The organism is Pseudoalteromonas sp. GABNS16E (assembly GCF_028598715.1).
GTDB lineage: Bacteria > Pseudomonadota > Gammaproteobacteria > Enterobacterales > Alteromonadaceae > Pseudoalteromonas > Pseudoalteromonas atlantica.
On record NZ_JAQREZ010000055.1, the window covers coordinates 1 to 26,090 of the forward strand.

At 41.4% G+C, this 26,090-nt stretch carries 17 protein-coding genes and 1 tRNA gene; 3 read left to right on the forward strand and 15 right to left on the reverse strand.

All coding sequences use genetic code 11. The annotated features are described in order from the left end of the window. Window positions 1-75: 75 nt before the first annotated feature. Window positions 76-438 carry an AraC family transcriptional regulator gene (locus PSI06_RS17460; protein ID WP_273604484.1) on the reverse strand — a complete coding sequence of 121 codons (363 nt, stop codon included), beginning with the start codon at window positions 436-438 and terminating at the stop codon, window positions 76-78. Between the two features lie 209 nt (window positions 439-647). Here PSI06_RS17460 and PSI06_RS17465 point away from each other — a divergent pair, with 209 nt between their 5' ends. Further along, window positions 648-1,598, forward strand: coding sequence for an SDR family oxidoreductase (locus tag PSI06_RS17465; RefSeq protein ID WP_273604485.1), 951 nt, complete (start codon window positions 648-650; stop codon window positions 1,596-1,598). 35 nt (window positions 1,599-1,633) lie between these two features. Beyond that, window positions 1,634-2,266, forward strand: a complete 633-nt coding sequence (locus PSI06_RS17470) for an alpha/beta fold hydrolase (protein ID WP_273604486.1) — start codon at window positions 1,634-1,636, stop codon at window positions 2,264-2,266. Window positions 2,267-2,852: 586 nt separating this feature from the next. On the opposite strand, the gene PSI06_RS17475 is transcribed toward PSI06_RS17470, so the two are convergent. The 12 genes from PSI06_RS17475 to PSI06_RS17530 form a co-directional block, all read right to left on the reverse strand. After that, window positions 2,853-5,810: a TonB-dependent receptor gene (locus PSI06_RS17475; protein WP_055253067.1), complete on the reverse strand. Its 2,958-nt coding sequence runs from the start codon at window positions 5,808-5,810 to the stop codon at window positions 2,853-2,855. Between the two features lie 604 nt (window positions 5,811-6,414). Beyond that, a complete protein-coding gene (locus PSI06_RS17480) occupies window positions 6,415-9,462 on the reverse strand; it encodes a TonB-dependent receptor (RefSeq protein WP_273604487.1) in 3,048 nt (1,015 codons plus the stop codon). Window positions 9,463-9,540: 78 nt separating this feature from the next. Beyond that, a complete protein-coding gene (locus tag PSI06_RS17485) occupies window positions 9,541-12,276 on the reverse strand; it encodes a poly(beta-D-mannuronate) lyase (RefSeq protein WP_273604494.1) in 2,736 nt (911 codons plus the stop codon). 523 nt (window positions 12,277-12,799) lie between these two features. After that, complete coding sequence (locus PSI06_RS17490) at window positions 12,800-13,762, reverse strand: class 1 fructose-bisphosphatase (protein WP_273604488.1); 963 nt, start codon at window positions 13,760-13,762, stop codon at window positions 12,800-12,802. After that, window positions 13,759-14,841 carry a class II fructose-bisphosphate aldolase gene (gene fbaA, locus PSI06_RS17495; protein ID WP_273604489.1) on the reverse strand — a complete coding sequence of 361 codons (1,083 nt, stop codon included), beginning with the start codon at window positions 14,839-14,841 and terminating at the stop codon, window positions 13,759-13,761. The genes PSI06_RS17490 and fbaA overlap by 4 nt, the downstream gene beginning before the upstream one ends. A gap of 13 nt (window positions 14,842-14,854) precedes the next feature. Further along, on the reverse strand, window positions 14,855-15,472 hold the full coding sequence (eda, locus tag PSI06_RS17500; RefSeq protein WP_273604490.1) for a bifunctional 4-hydroxy-2-oxoglutarate aldolase/2-dehydro-3-deoxy-phosphogluconate aldolase: 618 nt from the start codon (window positions 15,470-15,472) through the stop codon (window positions 14,855-14,857). A 64-nt stretch (window positions 15,473-15,536) separates the two neighbouring features. Then, on the reverse strand, window positions 15,537-16,469 hold the full coding sequence (locus tag PSI06_RS17505) for a sugar kinase (protein WP_273604491.1): 933 nt from the start codon (window positions 16,467-16,469) through the stop codon (window positions 15,537-15,539). A 58-nt stretch (window positions 16,470-16,527) separates the two neighbouring features. Further along, window positions 16,528-17,835: an MFS transporter gene (locus tag PSI06_RS17510; RefSeq protein WP_055020381.1), complete on the reverse strand. Its 1,308-nt coding sequence runs from the start codon at window positions 17,833-17,835 to the stop codon at window positions 16,528-16,530. Window positions 17,836-17,838: 3 nt separating this feature from the next. Then, the gene (locus PSI06_RS17515) at window positions 17,839-18,183 is read right to left on the reverse strand and encodes a cupin domain-containing protein (protein ID WP_004589273.1); all 345 of its coding nucleotides are present in this window, start codon (window positions 18,181-18,183) and stop codon (window positions 17,839-17,841) included. Window positions 18,184-18,188: 5 nt separating this feature from the next. Further along, on the reverse strand, window positions 18,189-20,408 hold the full coding sequence (locus tag PSI06_RS17520; RefSeq protein WP_407073071.1) for a heparinase II/III domain-containing protein: 2,220 nt from the start codon (window positions 20,406-20,408) through the stop codon (window positions 18,189-18,191). A 2-nt stretch (window positions 20,409-20,410) separates the two neighbouring features. Then, complete coding sequence (locus tag PSI06_RS17525) at window positions 20,411-22,669, reverse strand: polysaccharide lyase 6 family protein (protein ID WP_273604492.1); 2,259 nt, start codon at window positions 22,667-22,669, stop codon at window positions 20,411-20,413. Window positions 22,670-22,815: 146 nt separating this feature from the next. Then, a complete protein-coding gene (locus PSI06_RS17530; RefSeq protein ID WP_024034160.1) occupies window positions 22,816-23,694 on the reverse strand; it encodes an NAD(P)-dependent oxidoreductase in 879 nt (292 codons plus the stop codon). A gap of 939 nt (window positions 23,695-24,633) precedes the next feature. Between PSI06_RS17530 and gloA the strand changes: the two genes are divergently transcribed. Next, window positions 24,634-25,032, forward strand: coding sequence for a lactoylglutathione lyase (gloA, locus tag PSI06_RS17535; protein ID WP_004589277.1), 399 nt, complete (start codon window positions 24,634-24,636; stop codon window positions 25,030-25,032). A 36-nt stretch (window positions 25,033-25,068) separates the two neighbouring features. Here gloA and PSI06_RS17540 read toward each other — a convergent pair whose 3' ends face one another. Beyond that, a complete protein-coding gene (locus tag PSI06_RS17540; protein ID WP_273604493.1) occupies window positions 25,069-25,335 on the reverse strand; it encodes a DksA/TraR family C4-type zinc finger protein in 267 nt (88 codons plus the stop codon). Window positions 25,336-25,763: 428 nt separating this feature from the next. After that, window positions 25,764-25,839: transfer RNA gene (locus PSI06_RS17545), tRNA-Glu, on the reverse strand. Between the last annotated feature and the right edge of the window lie 251 nt (window positions 25,840-26,090).

Consider the following 26,090-nt stretch of genomic DNA (forward strand, 5'->3'; position numbering starts at 1 on the left):
ACCGACGACATTACTTGCTTCATCCTATGTATTAACTCGCTCTAATTCGAGCTAAAGTAATTATGGCTTAAAAAGTTAGGCAGGGATCAGTGCGTTTAACTTGACAGTGGGAGTCATACCAACGCCTAGCAAGGGGTTCTCAGGTGAAGCCGTGGGTGTACCCGCTTCTACCGGCATAGACATAGGGCAGCACATATAATTATTTTCATCGTATATAAAATGCTTACCATCGAGTATGGCTTCTTTAGCGCCACTGACTATAGCAACAATACACGGCTCGTATACCGCAGGTGCACAGCGCATAGCATGCGTTACTTTAAACAACTGAACACCTTTAATACCCGTTTCTATTAGCCCTTGGGTATAATTTTTATCGCTTTTTACCTCGTTAAAAGACAGGTTGTTTTGTATAAGTTGCTTAATGTGGTGTTTGCTCATTCACCCATACCTTTTAAATATAGAATAAATCCAATCTAGCATCGTAGATACACATTCTCAATGCAGCGATACAAATAGGCATATTTTAAAGAGGATATCGCCTAGTTACACCTGGTGGCGAGAGTTATATTACCTAACAAGCACTTTAGAGCAATATGCATAGCCCTGTACTGCATATTTATACTTAACTATTGATAGGAATTTAACTAATGAGCGCAACTAACCCATTTGGCCCTTCTGGCTGGACTCCCGACCAACTCAGTTCTTTAGTTGGTAAATGCTATCTAATAACGGGAGCAAATACAGGCGCAGGCTTTGAAGCAACCCGACTATTACTCGCTAAAGGCGCAAAAGTAGTTATGCTCAATCGTAACCCTTTAAAATCAGATGAAGCTATTGCTAAGTTAAAACAGGAGTTTGGCAATAGTACCGATGTGAGCTTTATAAAAATGGACCTAGCAGAGCTTGCATCAGTACGCCATGCAGCCAACGAGGTATTACAAACTGTGCCACACATAGATGCACTTATTTGTAACGGCGCTATTGCGCAGGTCGCGACTCAGCAATTTACTAAAGACGGCTTTGAAAGTCAGTTAGGGGTTAACCACTATGGGCACTTTTTACTGTGTGGTTTGCTATTTAATAAAATAGAGCAATCTAGCGGGCGTATTGTTGTAGTGGCCAGTGAAGGCTACAAAATGGGGCTTAAAACGATTCAATTTGATGACATGAATTGGAATAAAAACTACCACCCAAATAAGACCTACTGCCACAGTAAACTTGCACAAATGATGTTTGCTTATGAGCTGCAAAATAAAATAGCCGCCGCCAATAAAAATGTGCAGGTGTTTGTGTGTCACCCAGGTGCAGCTAATACCTCTCTTATTGGCGATAATGTTAACTTTGCAACCCGATTTACCTGGTCACTAATAGTAAAAATGGGCTTAGCGCAATCGGCAGAGCAAGGTGCATACCCTGAGGTTATGTGTGCCACCGAGCATAACCTAAAACAACGTGCGTATTATGGCCCATCAGGAAGATGGAATTGGAGCGGCCCCGTAGGAACATGCAAACTTGAGGCGTTTGCTTTAGATCAGCCTGTACTTAGCAAATTATGGGCGGTTACTGAGCAGCACACTGCTTTTAAATGGACAATATAATTACTAATAGCGAACGTGTGTAGGGTGTAAAAGTAATGAAAAAACCATTAGTAATCGGCCTAATACTTTTACTTTTCCTAACCGGCTGTAAAAGTACCAATAATCCTCCTGTGCAGTATAAACCTAATGATGAGCTGGTAGTACTTGCCCATGGGTTAGGCAGAAGCGATTGGGCAATGCGATATTTTGCCCAGCAGCTTAAACGTGCACATTATAAGGTATGCAGCCTAAATTACGCCTCTTTAGGGCAAAGTGTTGAGGCTGTGTTTACGCAAACAACCACACAAATTAATGCCTGTATTGCTAACGCGAGTAAAGTACATTTTGTAGGGCACTCCCTAGGTGGCTTAGTTATTAGAGCCTACTTGCAAAATAACCTCCGGGTTTTTAATGGTAATACACTTGGAAATGTCGTGTTAATTGGTACGCCTAACAAAGGCAGCGAATTAGCTAATCATTTAAATGGTTCATGGTTAATGCATATAGCCGGCGGTGTAAGCCAATCTTTAATTACAGGCAGTAAGAGTTTGGCCAACACCATAAATGAGCTGGACATTGATTTAGGCGTAATAGCCGGTACTAAAGCATCCCCCCTGACACAGCATTATTTTACAGGTAAAAACGATGGCTTGGTGTCTGTAGCATCAACCAAACTGAGGGCGTGTTGATTTTTGCGGATTGAAATTTGTTCAATCTAGGGGCGATTAAATCGCGGCGCGAGGTTTGTAACCTAGTGGGCTCGATAACTGCTCCTGCGTTATTCTAATGACTTACATCCCTGTAAGAATAAGTAAAAACCAAGTAAAGCTTCCGCGTCCTGCTCACGCCCCTTACCTACATCCATGTAGGCAACAAAGAGTTTATCGCCCCTAGGCAGAACCCAAAGGGCAGCGCACGTTTGGCATTTATGCAGCGTTATCGCCTATTTATGGGGAATAACCACACTTCACAGGCTCTGCCTTGCCTAAAAACCAAACATACTGCTGCAAATTCAACCATCAAATACCAACACGCCCTACTAATATGCGTGATTTTATTACCCTTGATGTAAGCCACACGGGAATGCGCTACAACCAACAAGTAATACAACACACACTTTATTTTTTGCAAACAGGTACATTTTTATCCCCAACACAAAGAACCACGGCCCTTTATTAACCACCTAAATGCCGCTAAATTAAGGTCAAAAAAAAGCAAGCCATGTGGCTCGCTTTTGCGTGCCCGTTCAAAGGCTACACACTCTCAACATACTTTTTAAAAACGGTAACTTGCACCCAGTGTAATACGACGGTCAGTTAAACCTTGGAAACACAATAGTGCGCTTTCGTTTACACATGATTGGCTAATTTCAGATTCAGTAATATTTACAGCCTCTAAGCCAATATTAAGTTGCTCGTTCACATCGTAGCTAATACTTGCATTAAGCTGGCCACGGTCTTCCTGTACCACTGGGAAACCCCAAGGGAAGCTAGACGTACTACCAAAGTCATTTGAACGATACCCTTCACGCCACGTGTAACGCATACGTGCTGATAGGCCAAATTTTTCGTAGTACAGCGTAAAGTTATACGCGTTTTCAGAAAGGTTAAGTAAGCCTTGAATTTCACTTACTTCAATACCTGGCGTACCGGTGGTTGCTGCAAATACATTACTTGCTCTTGAGGTTGCTGAATTTTCGGTTTCACCACCTGAGAACTCTTGAATTGTATAGTTAGCTAGCACACCAAAACCAGATGCCCACCCTAGGTCTTTTTCAAAGCCTGATAGGTCATATTGAAAGGCAAACTCAATCCCTTTTTGGGTAGTTTCACCACTATCGTTTACTTTTGTTTCTGTACCAACACATACGCCACGGCCATTCTCAGGGCCAAATACGTTTATATCTGCAATGGGGTTAAATATACCGCCGCCTTCACATGGATCTGTTAAGTCGCGATACCCTGTTACAGGGTCTTCAACTGGCGAGGTTAACTGATTTACGTGTAAGTCTTTACGTGTTTTATGAAAAATACCTACGCTAAATACACTTGCCTCTGCAAAATACCACTCTGCCGATAAATCGTAAGACAGTACTTCTTCAGGTTTCAGTGCTGGGTTACCAAATTCAACTTCGTCATTTGGACTTGTGCTGTAAGTAATAGATGTTGATAGGTCGTTATAATCAGGGCGACGAATATCTTTACCAACACCAAAGCGTACAAGTACATCTTCTGATACATCAGCCACAAGGTTTAAACGAGGTAAAATAAAGTCATAGTCTGATTCATTGGTAATACGCGTTACCAGTTCATTACCACTACCATCTTGAGTAACTGAGTTACCCGTAGACTCTACGTCTGTTTGAATGTAACGCACACCAATGTTACCGCGCACCATTTCGTACTCAAAGTTAGCTTGTGCATATAGCGCATGGGTGGTTTCTTCTATATCAAAAAAACCTGCAGAACTTGAAGTAGGTGCATTTAATGTTTTGCTTGAACCGTGCGCAGTCATCGCTGCTTGTAATGTGGCAAGTACCGCATCAGGGTCTGAGGCCACAAGCTCTGGATCAATAAGTAAAAAGTCGCCTATGTATAACGAGCGGCCATCAGCTTCGTTAAAGTTATCTGGGCCTGCCACTAATAAGTCGGCAAATAAATCACCCGACGGGCTATCAGCCATGGTTCTTAAACCAATGCTTGAGGTAATTTCGTTTTGTTTGCTTTGTGATTTACTGTAGCGGTAACCAAAATCAATAGAGGTTACAATTGAGTCTGTGTAATAGGTTGAATCAATACGGAACGCATCTTCAGAGTTTTCAACGGTATCTTGACCAATATTTACATCACGTAGCACTACATTTGCAGGGTCTAGTAGTTGTTCAACCGTTGGCGCGTACTCTGCCCCCTCTGCAATACCAAATGCCAATGCGCCACCTGATAAGTCATACTCAAACGGCACACTATTATCATTACCGCCACCAGCATCTAACGGCACATTAGGGTTAATAAAGTTAAGCGTTGTATTAAAGCTAGGCGTAGTTGTATCTGAAGATGATGATGCAATTTCAGCACTAACAAACCACTTATCGCCTTGCCATTCGCCACCGAGTCTAAAAATATTACTGTCGGTAACACGCGAGTTTGTATCACTTGAAAAACGAAGGTTAGGATCGTCATCATCGTTTTCTAAATTAACCGGAATGACACCGCGTAAGGCCGCTTGAATAGACCCAAGGTTGGTACCGCCAAGTGAGCCTAAGTTTACGGTTTCAAATTCATCAGGAACCGAAATATCATTAAGCGCACTTACACCAGAGGCCTGTACACGAGAACTTTCTTGGCGACGTTCTTGATCGTTAACCACAGCATCAAAATAAAACTTTGTGTTGTCGTTTGGCGCCCATTCAATGGTACCTACAAAGTTTTTAGTTTCGTATTCGTAGTTATCGTAATCTTGTACAAAAAATTGAATCGGTAAAAAGTCAAAAGACTGAGCGCTGGCTACACCACTATCTGCAGTGATAATGTTATCTCTATCAGCACGTGGACGAAACGCCGTTACATCTTGCTCTGCGTAGCTGCCGCTCACTAACACACCAAATTTACCGTAATCACCTTCCCAGTTATCAGCAAAAGTTCCCGAAAAACGTGGTTGCAAACCGCTATCAGTGCTTAAGCTACTGTGCTCACCTTGCACTCTAATAGTGGCTAGCTGCTCACCTAAATGCAGTGGGCGAATCGTTTTAAGGTTAATAGTACCGCCTACAGAGCCCTCTATTGTTTTCGCTTCAGGCGACTTTATTACCTCTAAACTTGAAATAATTGACGCTGATACATCTTCAAAGCTAATACCACTTCGACCAGAGCCTGAGCCCACCGTTGATACACCGTTAATTTCGGTACGGTTAGCATCGGTACCACGAATTTGTACACCTGTGCCTACACCCGCTTGACGTGTAATTTGAATACCCGTTACGTTTTCTAATACTTCAGCGAGGTTTTGATCGGGTAATTTACCAATATCTTCTGACTGAATAATTTCAACTAGGCTATCTGCAGAGCGCTTTTCAGCAAGTGCATTAGTAAGTGATTGACGAATGCCAGATACTTCGATGATCTCTACATCATCTTCTGCAATTGGCTTGGCTTCCTGTGCGTGTGTGGACATAGAAAGGTTTAATGCTGTGGCAGATATAACTGCTAGCGTAATTTTTGATAACTTGTGATTCATAGTTTTTCCTGTGTGTGTCAGTGCTATGTGTAACTCGCTATATATTTTTTATTAAACGCCTTACCATTTATCTAAATGGTTAACTTAATATTTACAGCAAAAGCACCAAAGGTCAACCTATTGGTAAACCATTTTTTGTAAAAAAAGCAAAAACTGTCATTACCAATAAAAGCCAATTCGGCATGACAAAAATACTTTTATTACTGACCATAATATAACCACTTGTATTTAATGTGCTTTTAAATCTCAATTAAGGTTAAATAACACACAAAGATAGATTAAAACTCCCTCAATCTCCCCGATATATTTTTTTTATATATACCGCGTTATTTTTATATTTAGCCGCTTTTACCGAATTAATTGGTCAACCAAGATAAAGATAGTAAACTTTTGACTAACTAATTCGCTTGCCAATAACGCAGCGTTACTAACACTGAGTTTAGTAATGCTGCGCTTTAGGTAAAAAGGTTTAACCAAGATTTAGTTAAGAGAGTGCGCCGCGATTCAAAAAGCTTAGGGTTAATAGCCCACACGCACATACAAAAAAACCCAATTAGCGGCATACGCTAATTGGGCTTTAAAGTGGGGATCACTGGTTATTGTGTTATAGCTTAAAGCTCATTCCTAAGAATAAACGTGGGCCGTAATCGTTTACTTCACCTAGGTTATCTTCGACAAAGAAGTCTTGTGACTTAGGTGCGCTAAACAAGTTAATGGCTTCAGCTTTAACTCTAAAGTGCTCGTTAATTTTATACGATGCACGCATTTCCCATACACCTACGGCATCAACATAACGTAAGCGGGTACCATTACTGGTATATGGTTGGAAGTATTCACTACGGTATTTATAAATAATGGCCGTATCAAAGTCACCAATTTGGTAATACAGTTGGCTGCTAAATACATGCTCTGAGAACCCCGGCACCGAACCAGGTTCAATAATACCGGCAGTTAATTGAGTAGTATTGCCATCTAGGTCGGTAACGTATGTATCGCCATATAGGCTATCTTCAAACTCAAAGTCAGTATCTGCAAAGTTATAGCCAAATTTTACACCAATACCATTATCCCAGCGGTACGAGAACGACGCTTCTAAACCCAGTATATCGCTATCATTATCGGTTGTTACCGAATTTGTCACTGGTAGTGATACTGTTTCACCGCCAACCACATAGTCTTCAATTACAGTTTGTTGCTGGAAGCCACCTTGGAACTGTTTGTAGTATAGGCTTAGCGCTAAAATAGAATCTTCATTAGGGTACCATTCAAAGGCTAAGTCGTAGTTCCATGACATTAATGGTTGAGTATCAGGGTTACCTGAACCATCTACGGTTAATAAGTCAGAAAGCGATAGCGCAACAGATTGATCGTCTGTTACAAAGTCGCGATCATAGCCTAAATCAGATGGGTCAGCACGTGACATACCACGGTAAATACCCGCGCGCAGTAAAATGTCTTCACTGTAATCAACTACTAAGTTAAAGCTTGGTAAGTATTTAGTATAACCACCGCCGCTTTCGGTTCTTTCTAGTGAATTCCCTACATCGAGGGTTACAGCGCCTGTAGTTTCATCTACATCTACAGTGTAATTTGTTCTAAAGCCTACTGAGGTTACATCAGTATCAACAATACGCAGGCCGAAGTTACCACGAATAAACTTACCAAATACTTCAGTGTCGTAGTTTGCCATTAAGTACACTGAGGTGGTTTTTTCAGTAACATCTATGGTACCGGCATTTTCGTACTCAACATCAGGGTAACCAAATTCACCTGTATAATCAGCGTCTGTAGCCGCTACAGCTTGAGAGAAACACACGTTATCGTAGGTCGCCCACGAAGAACCTGTCCCAGAGCTTATTACATTACCGCTACTGTCTACATTTGTTACTAAGTTGCCATCCGATACGCTAGATAAAAAGTCAGATTCTGGGAAGTCAATTTGACAGCCCTGAAGTATCTCCAATGCTGAGTCATCGCCTATCGTGTACTCAGTACGAGACCCATTACCTTGGCTACCACCAAACTGTATAAAGCTTAGCTCTGAGGCTCTAATACCCCCTTCAATACTGGTAAATATATCGCCCTCTAACGCGTAGTCAAAATCAATACGCGCCGATTTAACAACGTTTTCGCGAACATTTTCACGGTCTAAACGTGTACGTAAGCTATCTGTAAAGTTAGAGATATCAGTTACATCAAAGTCCGTTAACGTGAAGTGAGGAATTTCATCGCCCATATCCCAACTAAACAAATTACGGTCTGCGGTTCTACCACGGTTAGAAATTTGTAGCTCTTCACGCTCAGTTTTTGAATACGCTAAATCAAGATTTACAGTAAGACGGTCGGTTACCGTGTGCTCAATATTAATACCATAACCTTGGTAGTTTTCTTCACGTGAGAATTGCTCGCCCGCCGATTCAATACGTTCTTCACCTTCCCAATGTAAAATTCCGCCTACATCGTTAGTAACAAGCGTTGGGCCTGTTAAACCAGGTGTTGCACGTTTTTGTAAAAAAATTAAATCGTGGCGTGCTTCTCTTTGTGTTCTGTCAGAGATTTGTGCATCAAAGTTAACATCCCACTCAGACGACGGCTGGTATTGCATTGCAATAAATACAGCATCACGCTCATCTGAGGTTTCATTTTGACGATAGCTGCGGCTACTACCTGTCCATGCATATGGAGTGCCATCGCTTTCGGCTTTGCCTGTTTCTGGGTCGATGTTTGTTTGATAACCTTGATTGTTACTGCCACTTACTTGGTCTTCACAATCACCTGCGCTGCTTCTGTAAAAGCCTTCATTCGTATTAGTTGGGTCATTTAAACATGCCCAAAGTGAAGAGCCCGATGGGCTTGAGCTTCTGTACTCTGCTTCTGGTTGGCTAATATCTTGGCGCTGCACACCAAAAGACACACCCACTGCTTGGCCATCGGCAAACTCAAATTGGTCAACATAACTAAACGTACCACGATAACCTGTATCACTTTGCAGTGAGTTTTCTACATTACTTTCATCTGGATTGTAATTTAGTTTAACTTCGCCTTGTACGCGTTGCTTGCCGTAATCTAGCGGGGCAATCGTTTCAAGTGCTATCACACCGGCTACGCCACCTTCAATCATTGAAGCATCTTGGGTTTTGTAAATAGCGACCTTTTTTACAAGCTCTGATGGAAACTGTGAAAAGTTAACCGAGCGATCACCACTACCATTGGTAGCTTCACGGCCATTAATATGGGTTGCGCTTAAAAATGGGCCTAAACCACGAATGGTGATTTCGGTAGCGCCCCCGTTTTCACGATGAGATGCGGCACCGGTAATCGACTCAAGCGCTTCACCAATTGACAGCGCGGGTAAATCACCAATATCTTCTGCAGATAAACCATCGACAACCGTTGTTGCCTCACGCTTAATTGCAATTTGATCTTGTATGGTTCTACGAGTACCTGTAACGCTGATGATTTCTACATCTTGCTCTACTTCAGTCACTTTTTCTTGGGCTTCTTGCTGAGCAAAAGCATTAAATGACAATGAACCTGCCATACCTGCAAGTAAACTTGCTCTAATTAACTTAGCAGCAGGTGAAAGTGCAAAATGATTACAAACAGAGCTGTTTGTAGAATGTTGACGTCTTCTATCCATTTTTAACGACATGCCGCGTTCTCCTTTATCATTGTGTGTGTTGTGCGTAGTTTGCTATTTTTATAAGTATTAATAATGTGCAGTGTGGGCTTATTCATCTTGTGCCACCCACGTAGAGCCTGCACCTACATCAGTGCTTTGGATGTAGTATAAGTTTCTTGCACCTGCTAAGGCTTGTGCTCCATTTGAGTCAGTCTCAAGCAGCGTACTTGTAGCAGTGACAAACTCTGGGATTTCTTTACCATTTGCTTCTGGGTTTTGGTCAATAGCGCCATCGGTGTCGTATTCACCATTGCCATTTAAGTTTCTAATATCAACCCATAGGTCGCTCGCATCGCCCGACTCATAACTGTCACTAAAGCCAAAGCTGTTAGAGAACAGTGATTCAGTATGGTTAATTAGGTCACAGTCGTATTCAAAAGAGTGATCGCTCGATAGCTCGTTAGGGTAAAAGAAACCATAAACAAGCGCGCTGCTTTCAATGGTGTCTTCATCAGTTTGATCGCCCACCCCATTAGCATTTAAATTACCGTTGAAGTTAATTTCAAATGCATTTTTAGTTAAACCATACAGTACAGGTGCATTTTCTGCGGTAAGCTCATCACAATCTCCAACAGGTGCCTTTGAACCTATTTCTGTACTAAATACAAATGGTTGCTGTGAGTTAAGTACCGTATTGTTTGTCACATTAAGGGTAAAGTCGCCTGCGCCATCAAGCACAGCTTGGTTACCTCCATTTGGCACCCCGCCATCAGCTTGTGAAAATGGGTTAGCGGTAAATACAATACCACCGGCTTCTTTATTACCTGAGCGAATACCAGCGATGTAGTTATTGCTTACAGTGTGGCCTAAAGGCGTAACTAGCACGCCAGCAGGACGATCGCTTGAACTTGCAATATCAGTGGTACGAATAATAATGTTGTCTGATACCGTATTAAACCCACCATCTTCAAGCGAAATACCGCCATTAGGATTTAAAATGGTATTGCCTTTAATCGTCACGCCAGAGGTTTGTACGCGCATTAAACGTCGGCCTGTAACAAAGTTTTCTACTCGGTTATATTGAATAGTAAAGTTTGCATCATCAGCAGAGCCTGTACCTGTTGTACTACCTGCGTTAATTAAGTGCAGGCTAGAGTTACCAAAATTTGGGTTGCTGCTGGTACCTGTGAAAAGGTTATATTGAATAACGTGGTTAGTGCTCGATGAAGACATTTTTATCACCGAACCATTTTCTGCTTTATCGCGGTTGGCAAAGGTATTACGCTCAACCATTGCGGCGTCGCCTTTAAGCATTAACCAATGGTAGGTAGAATTATTTAACGTCTCTGCTTCACCATCGATAGTATTTTGTGTAAAGGTGAAGTTGTCACCCTCAGAATAAATAACGGCATCTTCTTCGGTTTCACAAAAGCCACCCGATTTAGTATCAATATTTTTAAATGTAAGCCCTTCAATACCCGCGCCATCAACCCCACTGGCTACATGAATACAAAGCTCGCCACTAATTACCGGGCTTTGTCCTTCAACAGCTTTAAGTGTTGCTGCGCTGGTTAGCATAATGGCATCAAGATCGGCATATACACCGGTATTTAAACCAAGCACATCGCCATCACCAAGCCCTGCATTAATAGCACCTAATAGCGCATCCGCATCGCTTATCACTTGCGTGTACACTACTGTATCGGCGGCACCGGTAATTGTGCTTGAAAAGCCATCGTTATCGGTATAACTCGCAGTGACCGATATAATCGCGCCAGCTTGATTAGTTGGCGTAAATGTTTTGCTGTTGGTGTCGGCAATTGCTACGCCATCAGCAAGCCAAGTGTAGGTAACGTTTTGCTCATCTACGCCGTTGTTATCGCTAATTTCAGCGGTTAATTCGCTAGTCACTAAATAAGGCGTAGCCCCTGAGATGGTGATACTACCCGCTTCATCTACAGCCTCTGCAGAAACAGCAATGGTTGCCTCAGAAAGGTTGTCTTCGGTAAAACCGTGATCGTCCGTGTAGGTAACCTGCACGGTAATAAATTGCCCTAATAATGACTCATCTACAACGTAAGTGCTTTGCGTGGCATCACTAATTGCAACCTCATCAGCAAACCACTGGTAAGTAATTGTGCCGCTTGCGCCATCTTCATCTGTTATTTCGGCTGTAAGTGTATTACCTACCGTAGGTGTGCCAACAATCGCCACCGACCCTTCTGAATTTGCACGCTCTACTGGCGCTGTGGCAGTTGATGTAGCTGACTCTGCAAAGCCTCTGTTATCTTCAAATGCTGCATTTACAGTTATAACTTTACCTAGTTGCGATTCGGTAATAGTGTAGGTTGCTAAGGTTTCATCGGCAATTTCAACATCATCTGCAAACCATGTATATGCTACAAGCGCCGGATCAAAACCATTTTCATCCGCTACATTAGCACTTAGTTCATTACCTATAATTGCATCACCGTTAATTTCTACCGTGGCCGCAAAAGGAATAGCTGACACTTCATCGGTGGGCTCACTTAAATGTGATTCATTAACACCGCTGTCATCTGTATAAAGTGCTTGTGCTGTAATTGCAAAACCAATTTGCTCATCTGTTAATGTAAAAGTTGCGTCATTAGCGCCACTTATAACTTGTCCATCGGCGTACCAGTAGTAGCTTACTTCGCCAGAAATACCATCGGCATCATTTACGCTGGTCGACAATGTTTCGCCCGTTAACGCTGTGCCTGATAGAGCAATAGAGCCCAATGTGTTGTTATTATTATTTGAATCCGTGTCACAACCTATAATGGCAGCTGCAACAGCACATAATGCAAAATGTTTTAATTTCATCATGGCTCTATTCTCCTTAATTGTGTGGTTTAGTATTTAGCAAGTGTTATGTTTGATTTACCAAATACCCAGTTTGTTATTACCAAATTATTTTATTTTTACGCTTCATTGTTAACCAACTTGGTAATATAAGCATAATAAAAACACTTTTACCACTATATTCGTTCAAAATTCATCATATTTTATTAACTTAAAGTTAACTTACGTCTATACCTAATAACGCAGCGTTATTACCAATATTAATTTCACGAATAGATAAATAAGCAACCTTTATGAACAATTGGTTTTACCGAAAGAATTACTCTGAATTAATACGTAGCGCGATAAGCACATAAAGAATGGGGGCTGGAAAATACAGGCGTAAAGCTTTAGCTGTAATAGCCTATAGATATGAATTTTTGATGTGTATATAAAATAACGTAGCCACTGCGTTTAACTCACTATTGTCAGCAGTGGCATACGTTTTATTTAAAAGGCGTAAGAGCACAATAACCGCCCTTTTGTACTTAGGCCTTAGTCAGATTTAATAAACCGTAGAATTAAAGTAAGTCACAGGTTCACTAGAGCCTAAAATAACAGGCACACGCTGATGCAGCTCATCGGGCTGAATATCTAAAATACGCATGCCTTTAGAGGTGGCTATACCGCCTGCGTTTTCAGTGAGCATTGCCAGTGGGTTAGCTTCGTAAAGTAAGCGTATTTTACCGTTTTCATTACCCGCGCGCGTACCTTGCGGGTACATAAATACCCCGCCACGGCATAAAATTCGGTGTACATCACCAACCATGGCTGCATTATAGCGAATTGAGCTTTTAGCAAATTCTTCTGATGTATACAGTAATTTATCAAAGTAAACTTGTGTTGCTTCATCCCAATATCGGTAATTTGCCATATTAACCGAGAACTCACGGCTTTTACTCGGCACTGCAAGCTCTGGTTTTGTAAGCAAAAAGCCACCGTGGGTTAAATCGTGTGTATAACAGCGGGTTGGCCCGCCTGTGCTCATTACTAGTAACGACGATGGCCCATACAGCACGTAGCCTGCACAAACCTGATTAGTACCGGGTTGATTAAATTGCTCATCACTATCGTAGGGCACATCTGCTTTTGCAGGGTAAATGGTAAAAATAGTGCCTATTTGCCCGTTAACATCAATGTTTGATGACCCATCAAGGGGATCAAATGCCACAATATATTTACCATCGGGGTGGGCGCCTACTGCATTATCTTCTTCTTCAGATGCCACTGTTTTTACAAGATCATCATCAATTAAGGTATCTTTTAACAGTTGATTGGCAATGACATCTAACTTTTTTTGCACCTCGCCCTGGATATTTTCGTTAAGGGTAGAGCCTAAAACACCCGCAAGCTCACCTTGGCTTACTCTAAACGCTATTTCTTTTGTGGTTGCTAATAGCGTGCGAATTAACATAATAAGGTCGGTTTCAACCCCATCTTGCTTTAATACTTTATTCAGTCTTTTCATGCGCTATACCTGTTCACACAATTAAGGTCGTCAAAACATTGGATCAGGCGAGCCACCATATGCTGCTCCGACTGACGTAACCACACACGTGGATCATAGTATTTTTTATTGGGTTTATCTTCGCCATCAGGGTTACCAATTTGGCCTTGCAAGTAGCCTTGTTTTTCTTGGTAGTAGTTTAATACCCCGTTCCAACTCGCCCATTGGGTGTCGGTATCAATGTTCATTTTTACCACCCCGTAGGTTAGCGACTCAGCAATTTTACTGTGCTCAGAGCCACTCCCACCGTGAAATACAAAATTAATAGCGTTATGCTCTAAATTAAATTTGTCAGCTACATAGGCTTGCGAGTCGCGTAATATGGTAGGTGTTAATACCACATTGCCAGGCTTGTATACGCCGTGAACGTTACCAAACGAAGCAGCAATGATAAAATTAGGGCTTATTTTACTAAGTCGCTCATAGGCGTAGGCTACATCTTCTGGTTGAGTGTAAAGCGCAGAGCTGTCGAGGTGCGAGTTATCAACCCCGTCTTCTTCTCCGCCGGTACACCCGAGCTCTATTTCAAGTGTCATGCCTATTTTTGCCATGCGCGCTAAATAACGCTCACAAATTTCTATATTTTCTTCCAGTGGCTCTTCTGACAAGTCAATCATGTGCGATGAAAAAAGCGGCTTACCTGTTTGCGCAAAATACTTTTCGCCTTCATCTAATAAACCATCAATCCAAGGCAGTAGTTTTTTTGCTGCGTGATCTGTGTGCAGCATGACAGCAACGCCATAGTGCTTCGCCACGTTATGCACATACTGTGCAGCACTTATTGCCCCAACAACGGCAGATTGCTGGCCCTCTAGTGCTAAACCTTTACCACAAAAAAACTGCGCTCCCCCATTAGATAGTTGAATAATGACCGGCGACTTCATTTTTTTTGCGGCCTCTAAGGTGGCATTAATTGACGATGTGCTCACCACGTTTACAGCAGGCAATGCATACTGATGCGTTCGTGCGTGTTTATACACTTCGCTTACTTCATCGCCAACAACAACGCCTGGTGCAATGGTTGGGGCTAAATAATTCATTTTTTGCTCCTTGCTATTTTAAAGCCTCGATACAAGAGTCTGTAATGGCTTGCCAATTACCCTGCGTTACCCATTCTTTTTTAGCAACCCAGGTACCGCCTACTGCAAATACATTGTTTAACGACAAGTAATTCATTTTATTTTTTTCGCTTACACCGCCAGTCGGGCAAAAGCTCACTGCACGAAATACAGATGAGACAGCAGAGACAAACGGCGCACCACCAGCAAGTGAAGCAGGAAAGAGTTTTTGCTCTTCAAAACCATACTCAAGCGCCATTAATATATCGCCGGTATTTGATACACCTGGCAATACTGGCACGTTACACTTAACCAGCTCACTTAATAGTGTAGGCGATACAGCGGGAGTAACTATAAAATCTGAGCCTGCTTCTAGCGCTTGCTTTAAAATTGTTTCGTTAATAACGGTGCCTGCGCCCACTTTTAGCTGTGGAACCTGTTCTTTAATGGCTTTAAGCGCATCAATTGATGCATCTGTTCTAAGAACAACTTCTACCAAAGTTAGGCCTGCCTCTGCCATTGCTTTAGCAATGTTTACACCTTGCTCTGGCGTGTCTGCTTGAATTATAGGTAGCAGAGTTTGCCCTGCCATTAGTTCAGAAAAGCGAGTCATGCGTTATTTCCCTTATTTTAAATAATCGTGCTACTTAGTGTTATAAATTGAGTAAATTAGCCAGTTAGAGACCTGATTTAGCCATGGCTTGTTGAAAAACATCTTTTGGTGCAATAGCACCGGGTTGCTGAATAACAGCGCCGGCAGCCTGCGCGCCCAGCTTAACCGCTTCGCTAATTGGGCGCCCATCTAAGCGCGCTCCTAAATACACGCCGTTAAAGGCATCGCCTGCGGAGGTTGTATCAACAACGTTTTTAACCGGCGTAATACTGTGGCTTTGCACTGTATTAGCCTCTTTTGTAATGACTGAATCGGGGCCGTTTTTTACTATAATTTCGTTAATGTTGTACGGAGCCAAATAATCAATTACCGCTTCTACACTTTGCACGTTGTAAAGCGTTTCTAAGTCTTCAACGCCGGGTAACGTAATATCGGCTAAGCTAAATGCACTATGGTATTGCGCTTTAGTTTGCTCAACGTTATCCCAAAGTCGCGCACGGTAATTTGGGTCAAATACTATTTTTACACCCGCGGCTTTAAGTTGCTTCACTATGTCCCAAAACTGCGCTCTTGCTTGCTCTTCTATTACGGCTAAAGAAATACCCGAAAAGAAAAACATATCACCCGATGACAGCTGCTTAACGAGCTCAGGGCTGATAAATTCAACCACCTTTTTAGCTGCTGAATCATCCCGCCAGTAAATAAAACTGCGCTCGCCTTGCTCGTCCGTTTCTATGTAATACATACCTGGGACTTTACTGTTATGAGCAAATACATAGTCTGTATTTAGTTGCTCACTTGCAAAACGCTCACGCATTTTTTTACTTAAGTTATCCTCCCCTAAAGCGGTAATAACTGAGGTGGTGATTTGTGGGAAACAACGCTTTAAGTAAACTGCCGAATTGTATACGTCACCTGCAAATGACTGATGCAATGTAGAGGGAACAGTCGCTCTTAACTCAATCATGCACTCGCCAATAAAGTAAATATTTTTCATTATTATCACTTACCTTAGGTAGTAAATGGCTGTGAGAAACACAGCCATTGCCAACAAATTAGTTAGGCTTTTTCAATGGTTCAATTTTTGGAATTAAGATCCATACAGCTGCCATTGCAATAATCGCTAAAGACGCGCCTATCACAAACGCCGGTGTATAATTACCATCCGCTGTTAAAATAGGTACCAATGACGTAAGGCCTACAGCACCTAATTTAGCGGCCATGCCAGAGAAGCCCGACAACGTACCTACCGCTTTTTTACCCAATAAGTCGCTTGGTAAGGTTTGCACGTTACCAATGGCGGTTTGAAAACCAAATAAAATAACAGCCATAATAAGTACCGCAATTACTGGCTCCCCAGGGTTTGCCATTGCAAGCAGCGCCGGCAACATAATTAAACACCCTAATGTGATGGTCAGCTTACGCGTTTTATCGGTATTCCAGCCTGCTTTAAGGCGGTTTTGGGCAAGTAAGCCACCAAACCAAGCACCAAACATAGCGCCTACATACGGGACCCAGCCATAAATACCAATCGATTTAACATCCATGCCATACACTTCGTTTAAGTAAATTGGTATCCAAAAAACAAATAACCACCAAATAGGGTCGATAGCTGCAGAGGCTATAATTACGCCCCAGCTTTGCTTACGAGAGAGTAACTCGCCTGTAGACGGGTTATATTCTTCTTCGTCATCGCTTGTTACATCGCCGTTATCATCAACGCGTCTTTGTCCGGTAAGAATGTACTCACGCTCTTCTTCACTTATCCAAGGGTGAGAGCCTGGAGGCGCTTTTACCAATATAATCCAAGGAACTAACCATAAAAAACCTAAGGCACCAACAAATACAAACACCATTTGCCAGCTAAAGTACACGGTTAAATAAGCAATAAGCGGGATAGCAATAATGCCACCAATGGCTGCGCCAGAATTAAATATACCTTGCGCTAAAGCACGCTCTTTTGTTGGAAACCACTCGGCATTACCTTTAGCTGCACCGGGCCAGTTACCAGCTTCGGCTACACCTAAAATTGCACGGAAAATACTTAAACTAAGCACCCCTTGTGCAAAAGCATGGGCAACAGTGGCTAATGACCACACACCAATTGAAAGCACAAAACCTAAACGCGTGCCAACCCAGTCAAAAATTTTGCCAAAAATAGCTTGGCCAAATGCATAAGCAAATACGAATACTATAGAAATATTAGCGTAAATTTGTTTACGCTCTAACGCAGATTCATCAGGGAACATTTCTTCCACAATGTCTGGCCATAAAACGCTAAGCGCTTGACGGTCTATATAGTTAATAATGGTAGCAAGTGCAATTAGCACTATAACCCACCAGCGTAAGCCTTGAATTTTCATAGGTTATTCCTCAAGAAAGTCTTCGCGAGCTGGGCTAAAGGTATCAATCAGTATACCGCCAGTTGGGCACGTTGCACCGTGATCAGCAAAAGGAGGAATAAAACAACTATCGCCCGCTTTTAAGATTTTAGTTACGCCATCAATGTTAAAGTGAAACTCACCCTCAACTACATACGTTACTTGCGAGTGCCTGTGCGCATGGTTATAACCAATAGCCCCTTCTGAAAACCAAATTTTCACGGCCATTAGCTCTTCGTTATAGCCAAGCATTTGGCGTTTTAAGCCATTACCTAAATCTTCAATCTCGGTTTCGTTACCAAATGAAAAGTGTGCACTTTGCTTTTGCATCCTGTTTACTCCTGATTATTCTTCATCGCATAAACGCCAAGGCGGCCATTTAAGGTGAATGCTTTATTTTGATATGTGAATGTGTGTTTAGCTGCTTTATCGGCTTTGTTGATAGCAACCAAATAGGTATTATTTTTTACTTTAACTTCAATTAGGTCTAAGTGCTCTTGTGCGCCATACTTAAGTGACGATACACGGCTAACAGCCTCTAGGGTATATTCTTTACTTGGGTTGTATTCACCGTGAGGCTCAAGTACTGAAATAAATTTATGCTGTTTTTTACCTTCTACACGGCGAATGTAGCCATTTTCGTTACGAAGATTAAAGTGTGGATCGTTTGCCCCTATTTGCGTAAATAAGAAAGACTCATCCCCTTTCACTAGGCTAGTTTGTGTATAAAAACGGCCGTTGTCGTTTAACCACGTTACCTTTGCTAGGCCTTCATCTGGTTGCGCCTGTGCTTTTAACCATAAATGTTGATAACCATTTTTATCACCCAGCGCAGCTAAGCTTTTGGTGTTACCAAGTAACTCAAAGCTGGTATCAATTAATTGGCCTTTGTAATGCAGTGGTAAATCAATTTTATGGGAGGTATCTGCAGTCACATTAAAAATATCAACTGCAAGCGTGCTTTCAAGCATAGGTAAATTAATTAACGCTAACGTGCGTTCAAGCTCAACACCTTTGTAAGCGGTGCTTATTTGCCCACTTGACACCGTTCCGTATTGGTTTGTTTCAAAGAAATTAAGCGTAGGATGATTGTTATTACCCACTTTAACATTTGCATTAAAATGCGAGGTTTCATCAATCACAACCGTATTGTGTGCCACGGTATGTTTTGCGTAAGTTTCGTTTTCTGGTAGGTAACGGCCGCCGTATTTAGCCTCAACATTTAAAAAACGTGCAGCGCCATAATCAGATACAATTTCATTGCCATGATCGTAAAACTGCCATGTTAATTTATCAAAATGTCCATGCCCTAAACCCTGTGCAGCAGGTTTAAATAAAAGTGCTTGGTCGCCACCAGTTTGCGTACGCATTACTACCAACGCCCCTTGCTCGCCATCGTTACCATCGCCAAATGCTACCGATTTAAATACATAAGGAGTTTGCTTATTTTTATCCAGTGCTTGAGCCACTTTTAGGCCATCACCAGAGAGTATTATTTGATTTTGCTTTTTGGCTATATCTAAGTAACCAGTATCGTGTGTTAAACCATAAGCGGCTGTTACACCGTGTACCAGCTCTATTGTGTCTATACCTTTACTTTTAATTGCATCGTTTATCGGGAAAAACAAACCGTTATAGCTTAGCTGAATAGTGGTATCAATGGCTTTAAGTAATATGCCATCGCGATATTCAAAAATGTCTCGCTGCGGTTCGTTGTTTTCAATTGCTTTAGCAAAGGTAACAAACGGAAGTAATGCAAAGCGTTGATAATAAGGACCTTCGTTGTAATAGCCCTGTGGCGAAAACAGCATGTCTAGCTGCTTAATAAAGCCACCCTCGCCCGATTTATCTAAATCGTAAAGAGACTTTTCGACCCACTCAGATTCATCTAACACATACCCTGCCATGCCTACACCGGCTGTAGCCCACGTACCATGGTTATGTACCTTGTTAAAGGTTGATGGCTGGCCTTGTGATAAAAATAACGATACTGGACGCAGTAAGTCATTTTCGATGGTTTTAATATTAGCGGCGCTTAGCGCATCATGCACTAAATCGTATGCTTGAATGGTATAAACAAGCCACATGGCCTCATTAAGGCTTTGCCAAAATAGTTTACCTGGGTTTTGCGACTTAACTTTGCGCTTAGGGTGTACATCAAGTGTTGGGTATAATTTGGCATACTCAAGCAACATATCACGTACGTAATGAGCGTATTTATCATCTTGGCTTAGCTGATAAATAACACCGGCGTTATACATAAGCTGATAATTTTTTTTGTGTCGTTCGTGGGTATACCCTCCCCCACCGCCTTTTGGTACAGGCACTGTTATAGGGCTTTTAATTTGCTCATCCACTTGTGCCTTAAGCGCTGCAAATGCGTTGGCAAACTTGCCCTGTTCGTTGTTGCTAATTGCTTGGCGCATTTGCTGTACATCATCATTGGTTATTACCAAATTTGGATGCGCTGCGTAGGCGTTTATCGATAAAACTAAGGCACTTACAGTAACACCCAGCGTTTTAAATAATGACTTATTTTGGGTTAAATTCATCATTGTTAGTTCACCTTATTTAAAACGTTGTTATTTTTAATCGTTGCCGTGTGCGGGCCCGCTACACGTAACTCTTTTACGTTTGGCGCTTGAGTTGCATCAAAGGTGTTATCTGTAATGGCTGTTATTGGCTCACCAACCGTGTGCTCAATTTTAATCGGTGCCGATTTTTCAAATACGTTGCTTGCAATATTTGTGACTTGTACACCGTGCGCATACACACTCGCTTGCGCCTTGTTGCGCTTACCTAAACCTACTTTAGTTAGGGTGTTATTGGTCATTAATAAATGCGGACCAAAGGTGCTTTCATCACTTCCACCTCGGTATAACTTAACGACGCCACCAGCTACCTCATTAAAGGTATTGCTTTTAAGTGTTACATACTCTGCGTTATAAATACCTAAGTCTTCTATTTCGGTATCAAGACGTAAAATATCGCCAGTCACATTTTTAAAGGTGTTATTTACTAACGTGATTTCATCTGCCATCGCCCCTTTGCCCGTTACAAAAAAGTGAAATGAGTGATTAATATTAAGATTAGTTAATTGTGAGTTGTATATTTCAAAGCGGTAGTTATCAACCATGCCCCACTTTTTAGTACGTACCACACTATTATTAATGGCATCAGGTGCGTTTTCACCCGAGATAGCTAAACCATCTAGCTTTAAGCTACCGCCATCATGAATTTCGAATAAGGTGGAGCGTTGGTAGGTCAGCTTAGCTTTGCCAGTATGTTTAGCCTTAAGGGTAAGCACTTTTGTTATTTTAACGAGTTTATAAACATCGTATTGACCATCTGCAAGCTCTAATACATCACCCGTTTGGGCTGCATTGATTGCGTTAAGTAAGGCATCTGCAGTTGCTTTAACCTGGTGAGTTTTACCCGTATCAAATGCTACAACTTGCTCTGTTTTTGGATACCAACTAACGCCGGTATCGGCCTTTTTTAGCACCTTTAAACCGCGTTTAGCACCTGCACTAATTTTGCTTGATTCAGGATACAGTAAACCGTTACTAGCTCTGGTTAGTGTTACATTTTGCTGTTTAACACCGTAATTTAACTCTTTTAATACCTGGGTATTAGCTACATTTTCACTAAATTTAATACCGCTTACATCATCAAAGGTTGTAAAAGGCTGCTCGCCATTTTGATTAATAATAAGGTTATTTTTCATTACGCTATTAATTGGTGCAGCGCTACGCTCGCTATCGCTACCTGCGCCAAGTTGTATATGACGCACATTTACATAGGTATTGTTTTCAATTGTCGCGTTTTCTACCTGATGGTAGCGATTTATTGGTGAGTTAGGTACGCCGTTCATAACCGTAAAACCACTGCCAAAACGGTAGCCTGTTAAACCTTCTAAGTAGTTATTTTTTACTGTTTGGTTTTTATTAATGATGCGAATGCCACCTGTGTGATCTACACCGTTACCAAAAAAAACGTTCTCTTGTATAATATTGCCATTACCATGGCGCAGCGTTAGTGTGCCGCGAGATTCAAAAAACACATTATTGCGGATTTGGTTTTTCCCTGATTTAACCGAGATTATTTCTACTTCGCCGTTAGTACGTTCAAAGTAGTTGTTTTCAACTACGGTCAATGAATCACTTAATGAATAGTGGCTAGTACCAATGCGCAGTGTTTCACCGCCGTTAGATCCAAAAGTAGGACGATAGCCAAAGAAGTTATGATCAATTTGATGGTGGTTTTGTTGGCTTTGCTCACTATTAAGCCTTACAGCAACCGTAACGCCTTTGTTACGTTTACCTACTAAGTGGCTGTGATCAAAACGGTTGTGTTTACCATATAGAGCCACCCAATAGTCTGATTCTCGTTTATCGGGGTTATTGTAGTTATCGATAACAACTTGTGTTACGCGGGAGTGAGTAGCAAGCTCATCTTTATTTTTACGAAATTCAATAACGGCTGAGCTAGGCGTATAACCATTTTTAAATACAAGCCCTGACACTTCTAAATATGAACCCGCCAGTCTTAAATTAGATTGCCCTGATAAAATAACGTTACCCTTGGTTTGCGCTGTAAGCTTTATAGGGGCGTTTTTGGTTCCTTGGCCTTGTAATAAAATTTCGAAATTAGACCACGTACCGTCTTTGAGAGTTATTTTATCGCCGGCAACGAGTTTGTCAGAGATTTCTTGAAAAGCTTGTTTAGTGTCTACAAAATAATCTTTGGCTGCCAATTGTGTGGATGTGCACCCAATAAGAACTAGGCTAAGCTTTATTATATTAATTAAACGCATAGATAACTCTTTTTCAGTGTGACCGGAAGTAATGCCTTATCAATAGTAATGCTGCACTCATTGCACAAAGCAGGTTAAATCTAGCCAATTGATATTGTGTGTGTTTTGGTGCTTTAACTACGTTAAAGCACCCAATGTTGTCGGTATTACTTTTCTAGAGTTTTAAAGTAATCAAAAATTTCTGGTACGTTGCCTTGCCCCATACCTGCATCAAATGCCGCTTGTAAGTTAGCAGATGACCCTTCAGCAATTTTTGATTCAGTCCCAAGGTCTGAAACCATTTGTAGGAAGTAACCTAAATCTTTGTTTGCATTGGCAATTGAAAAACCAAGGTCGCTTACATTGTCTACCGCGTAGTTTTTACAAAATTGCATAAATGGAGAGCTAGAAGGCCCTGTCGACATAATGTCAAATAGTTGCTGGCGGTCTACACCGGCTTTGTCTGCTACAGCAAACGCTTGTGACATAGCACATACTGTGGTCATACCCATAAAGTTATTGATTAACTTAGTTGTATGCCCTGCGCCTAGCTCACCTAGGTGAAATACGTTTTCGCCTTGATCCTCAAGTACAGGTTTAACTTTATTGAAGGTGTCAATATCGCCCGCTGCCATAATATTTAATAGGCCGTCTTTAGCATGGGCTGGAGTACGCCCTAGTGGTGCGTCAATCATGCCTGCGCCTTTAGCGGCTAGATCAGCACCAATTTTTTTAGTAGACGAAGGAATTGATGTACCAAAATCAATTAATACCGCGCCTTCTTTAATACCCGCTAAAATGCCATCTTCTGCGTACACAATTTTTTCAACAACTGCTGATGTTGTTAAACAAAACATAATTATGTCTGCACCTTGTGCAAGCTCTTTTGCAGTGCTTGCTGTTTTTGCGCCTCTGCTAACGCATGCAGCAACCGCATCTTTGTTTAAATCCATAACAATAAGCTCATAGCCTTTGTTCTGTAAGTTTTCGGCCATATTGCCGCCCATTAAGCCAAGGCCGATAAAACCGATTACTGGTTTAGACATGAATAACTCCTAAATATGATGGCGCGTGCTTTTATGAGTACGAGTAATGATTTACCCCATAAATAGGTACGCTGTGTCGTTTAATTCAATTTGCTAAAGTAACCCTGAGCATGTTCGTTTGAATAGGTAACCCGCCGCGTTATTACCATTTGAGCGAATAAAAACAGAGTGATTACACGCTGTATATTGTTGACCGGTTACGTATTTATTTCGTTATGCTTAGCATTGCTTTGATTATTTATTAATACCTTGGAGAAGCTAAAACCAAGCAACTTACCAATTGGTATGTAAAAACTGTATTACCACACACCAATCTTGTCAACCAATAAGTTAACTTTGTAAACCAAGGTAATTTACAATTTATTTCAAATCAACAAAATTACAATAATAAACAATTAGTTATAGGTAGTATGGAAATCAAATTAATTCAACGCACTTTTCCCTTCTTTGGTTAGAGCTTAATAAAAAATAGGTTGACCAATAAGTGCAACAACTTTATAAACTCGTATAAATAGCGTGGCTATAATCACATTGTGCACTAACCCATTGTTGGTAATATCACTAATTTAGTGTGCTAATATTATGGCAATGCGTGGTTGTAAATGCCGAGCCTTGCCCACATTTAGCTTAAATTTCCCGAACTCAGGTTAAGAAGTTTACGTACGTATAAAATCGTACTGATATTTTAATTTATTTCACAAGCCGAGGTTTTCAGTGAAGGCAAAGCCACTTGCGCGGCAATAGCTGGGCTTATTGCACGTAAATTTGACGCAATGAGTGCGCAAATAGCTGGTTAATATAAACTTATTGTTCAAAGTTGAGGTAAAATAAGCCTCTCGGTATATGGCAGGCTCTGGCCTTTGCAATGCGGTTATGGATACCCCATAAAGACGCTATGCTCCACACCTATTTAAATTTAAACTCACAGAGGTAACCTAAATGCGTTTATTACACACAATGTTGCGTGTAGCCGACTTAGAAAAGTCACTTTCTTTTTATACACAGATTTTAGGAATGAAAGAATTACGCCGTTCTGACAACGAAGAGTACCGTTATACATTAGCTTTTGTAGGGTATGGTGAAGAGGATAGTAATACTGTATTAGAGCTTACTTATAATTGGGATGAAAATAGCTACGATCTTGGTAATGCATATGGCCATATAGCTATTGAATTTGACGATATATACAAGGCATGTGACGACATAAAGGCCGCTGGTGGAAACGTCAGTCGAGAACCGGGGCCAGTAAAAGGCGGCACAACAGAAATTGCTTTTGTGAAAGACCCTGATGGCTATTCAATTGAGCTTATTCAGAAAAAGAAAAACAAAGCTCACTAGGGAATAAAATTTATCAAAAAGTGCCTAGTCGCACCTTTACCTTAGTTGGCTATCTTTACTTGCTCGGCGGTTTACGCCAGCAACGCCTTTGCCTTTAGCCTCAAGCTCGCTTTGACACGCCACACAGTGCCTAACACCTAGCAGCGCTAACCTGCGTGCCTGTGGTATTTCACAATCACACTCATCACAGAATTCAGCACTCGCGCCTGAGATTAAATTTTGCCTTGCATATTGCACTGCGTCATTAACACTTGCATCGATTTGATCTTGAATTGCGCCATCACGCGCCCAACCACTTGCCATAATTAACTCCTAATAATGAGAAATTAAACTAAAAGGCTAGCAGCACAGCGCTTTATAAATGCTGAATATTTTGTACTAGCTTTATTGATTGAGCTATTTAAAGGATGAATAGATATGATTAAGAGTAATTTGTAATTTAGTTGTGCTATCCATTTTATCTACACATGCAGTTATAAGTATGTATTTTTAACGCAGCTAGCAAAAAATTTATCACTGTAAATGAATAATTATTATTGCGGATCGATCTTGAAAGCCTAAGAAGTTATACGTAGGTGATTATTAATTAAATAGATAGGTTTTTAGATATTGAAGAAAATTAAAAGTGTAAAACTAAAATTTTAACGGATAAACGGTAGAAATTAATGCGCTGGATAGCGCTGAGGAAGTAATAGCTTTGTAATAGATTTATACACTACTAAAATAGTAAGTGGCGTCCCCAAGGGGATTCGAACCCCTGTTACCGCCGTGAAAGGGCGGTGTCCTAGGCCTCTAGACGATGGGGACGCAGAAATTGCTTTGCAAATCACTGATTTGCTATTTCTAAGTAAGATGAAACCGAGCCTGCGAGGCGAATGGCATTATCTTCTCAAAAACGTTTTCTGTGTCACTAGGACAACTGAATGGTTTGACTCGTTTCAGGCGAGTTTTCTTAATAACACTACCCTACTATAAATAGTAAGTGGCGTCCCCAAGGGGATTCGAACCCCTGTTACCGCCGTGAAAGGGCGGTGTCCTAGGCCTCTAGACGATGGGGA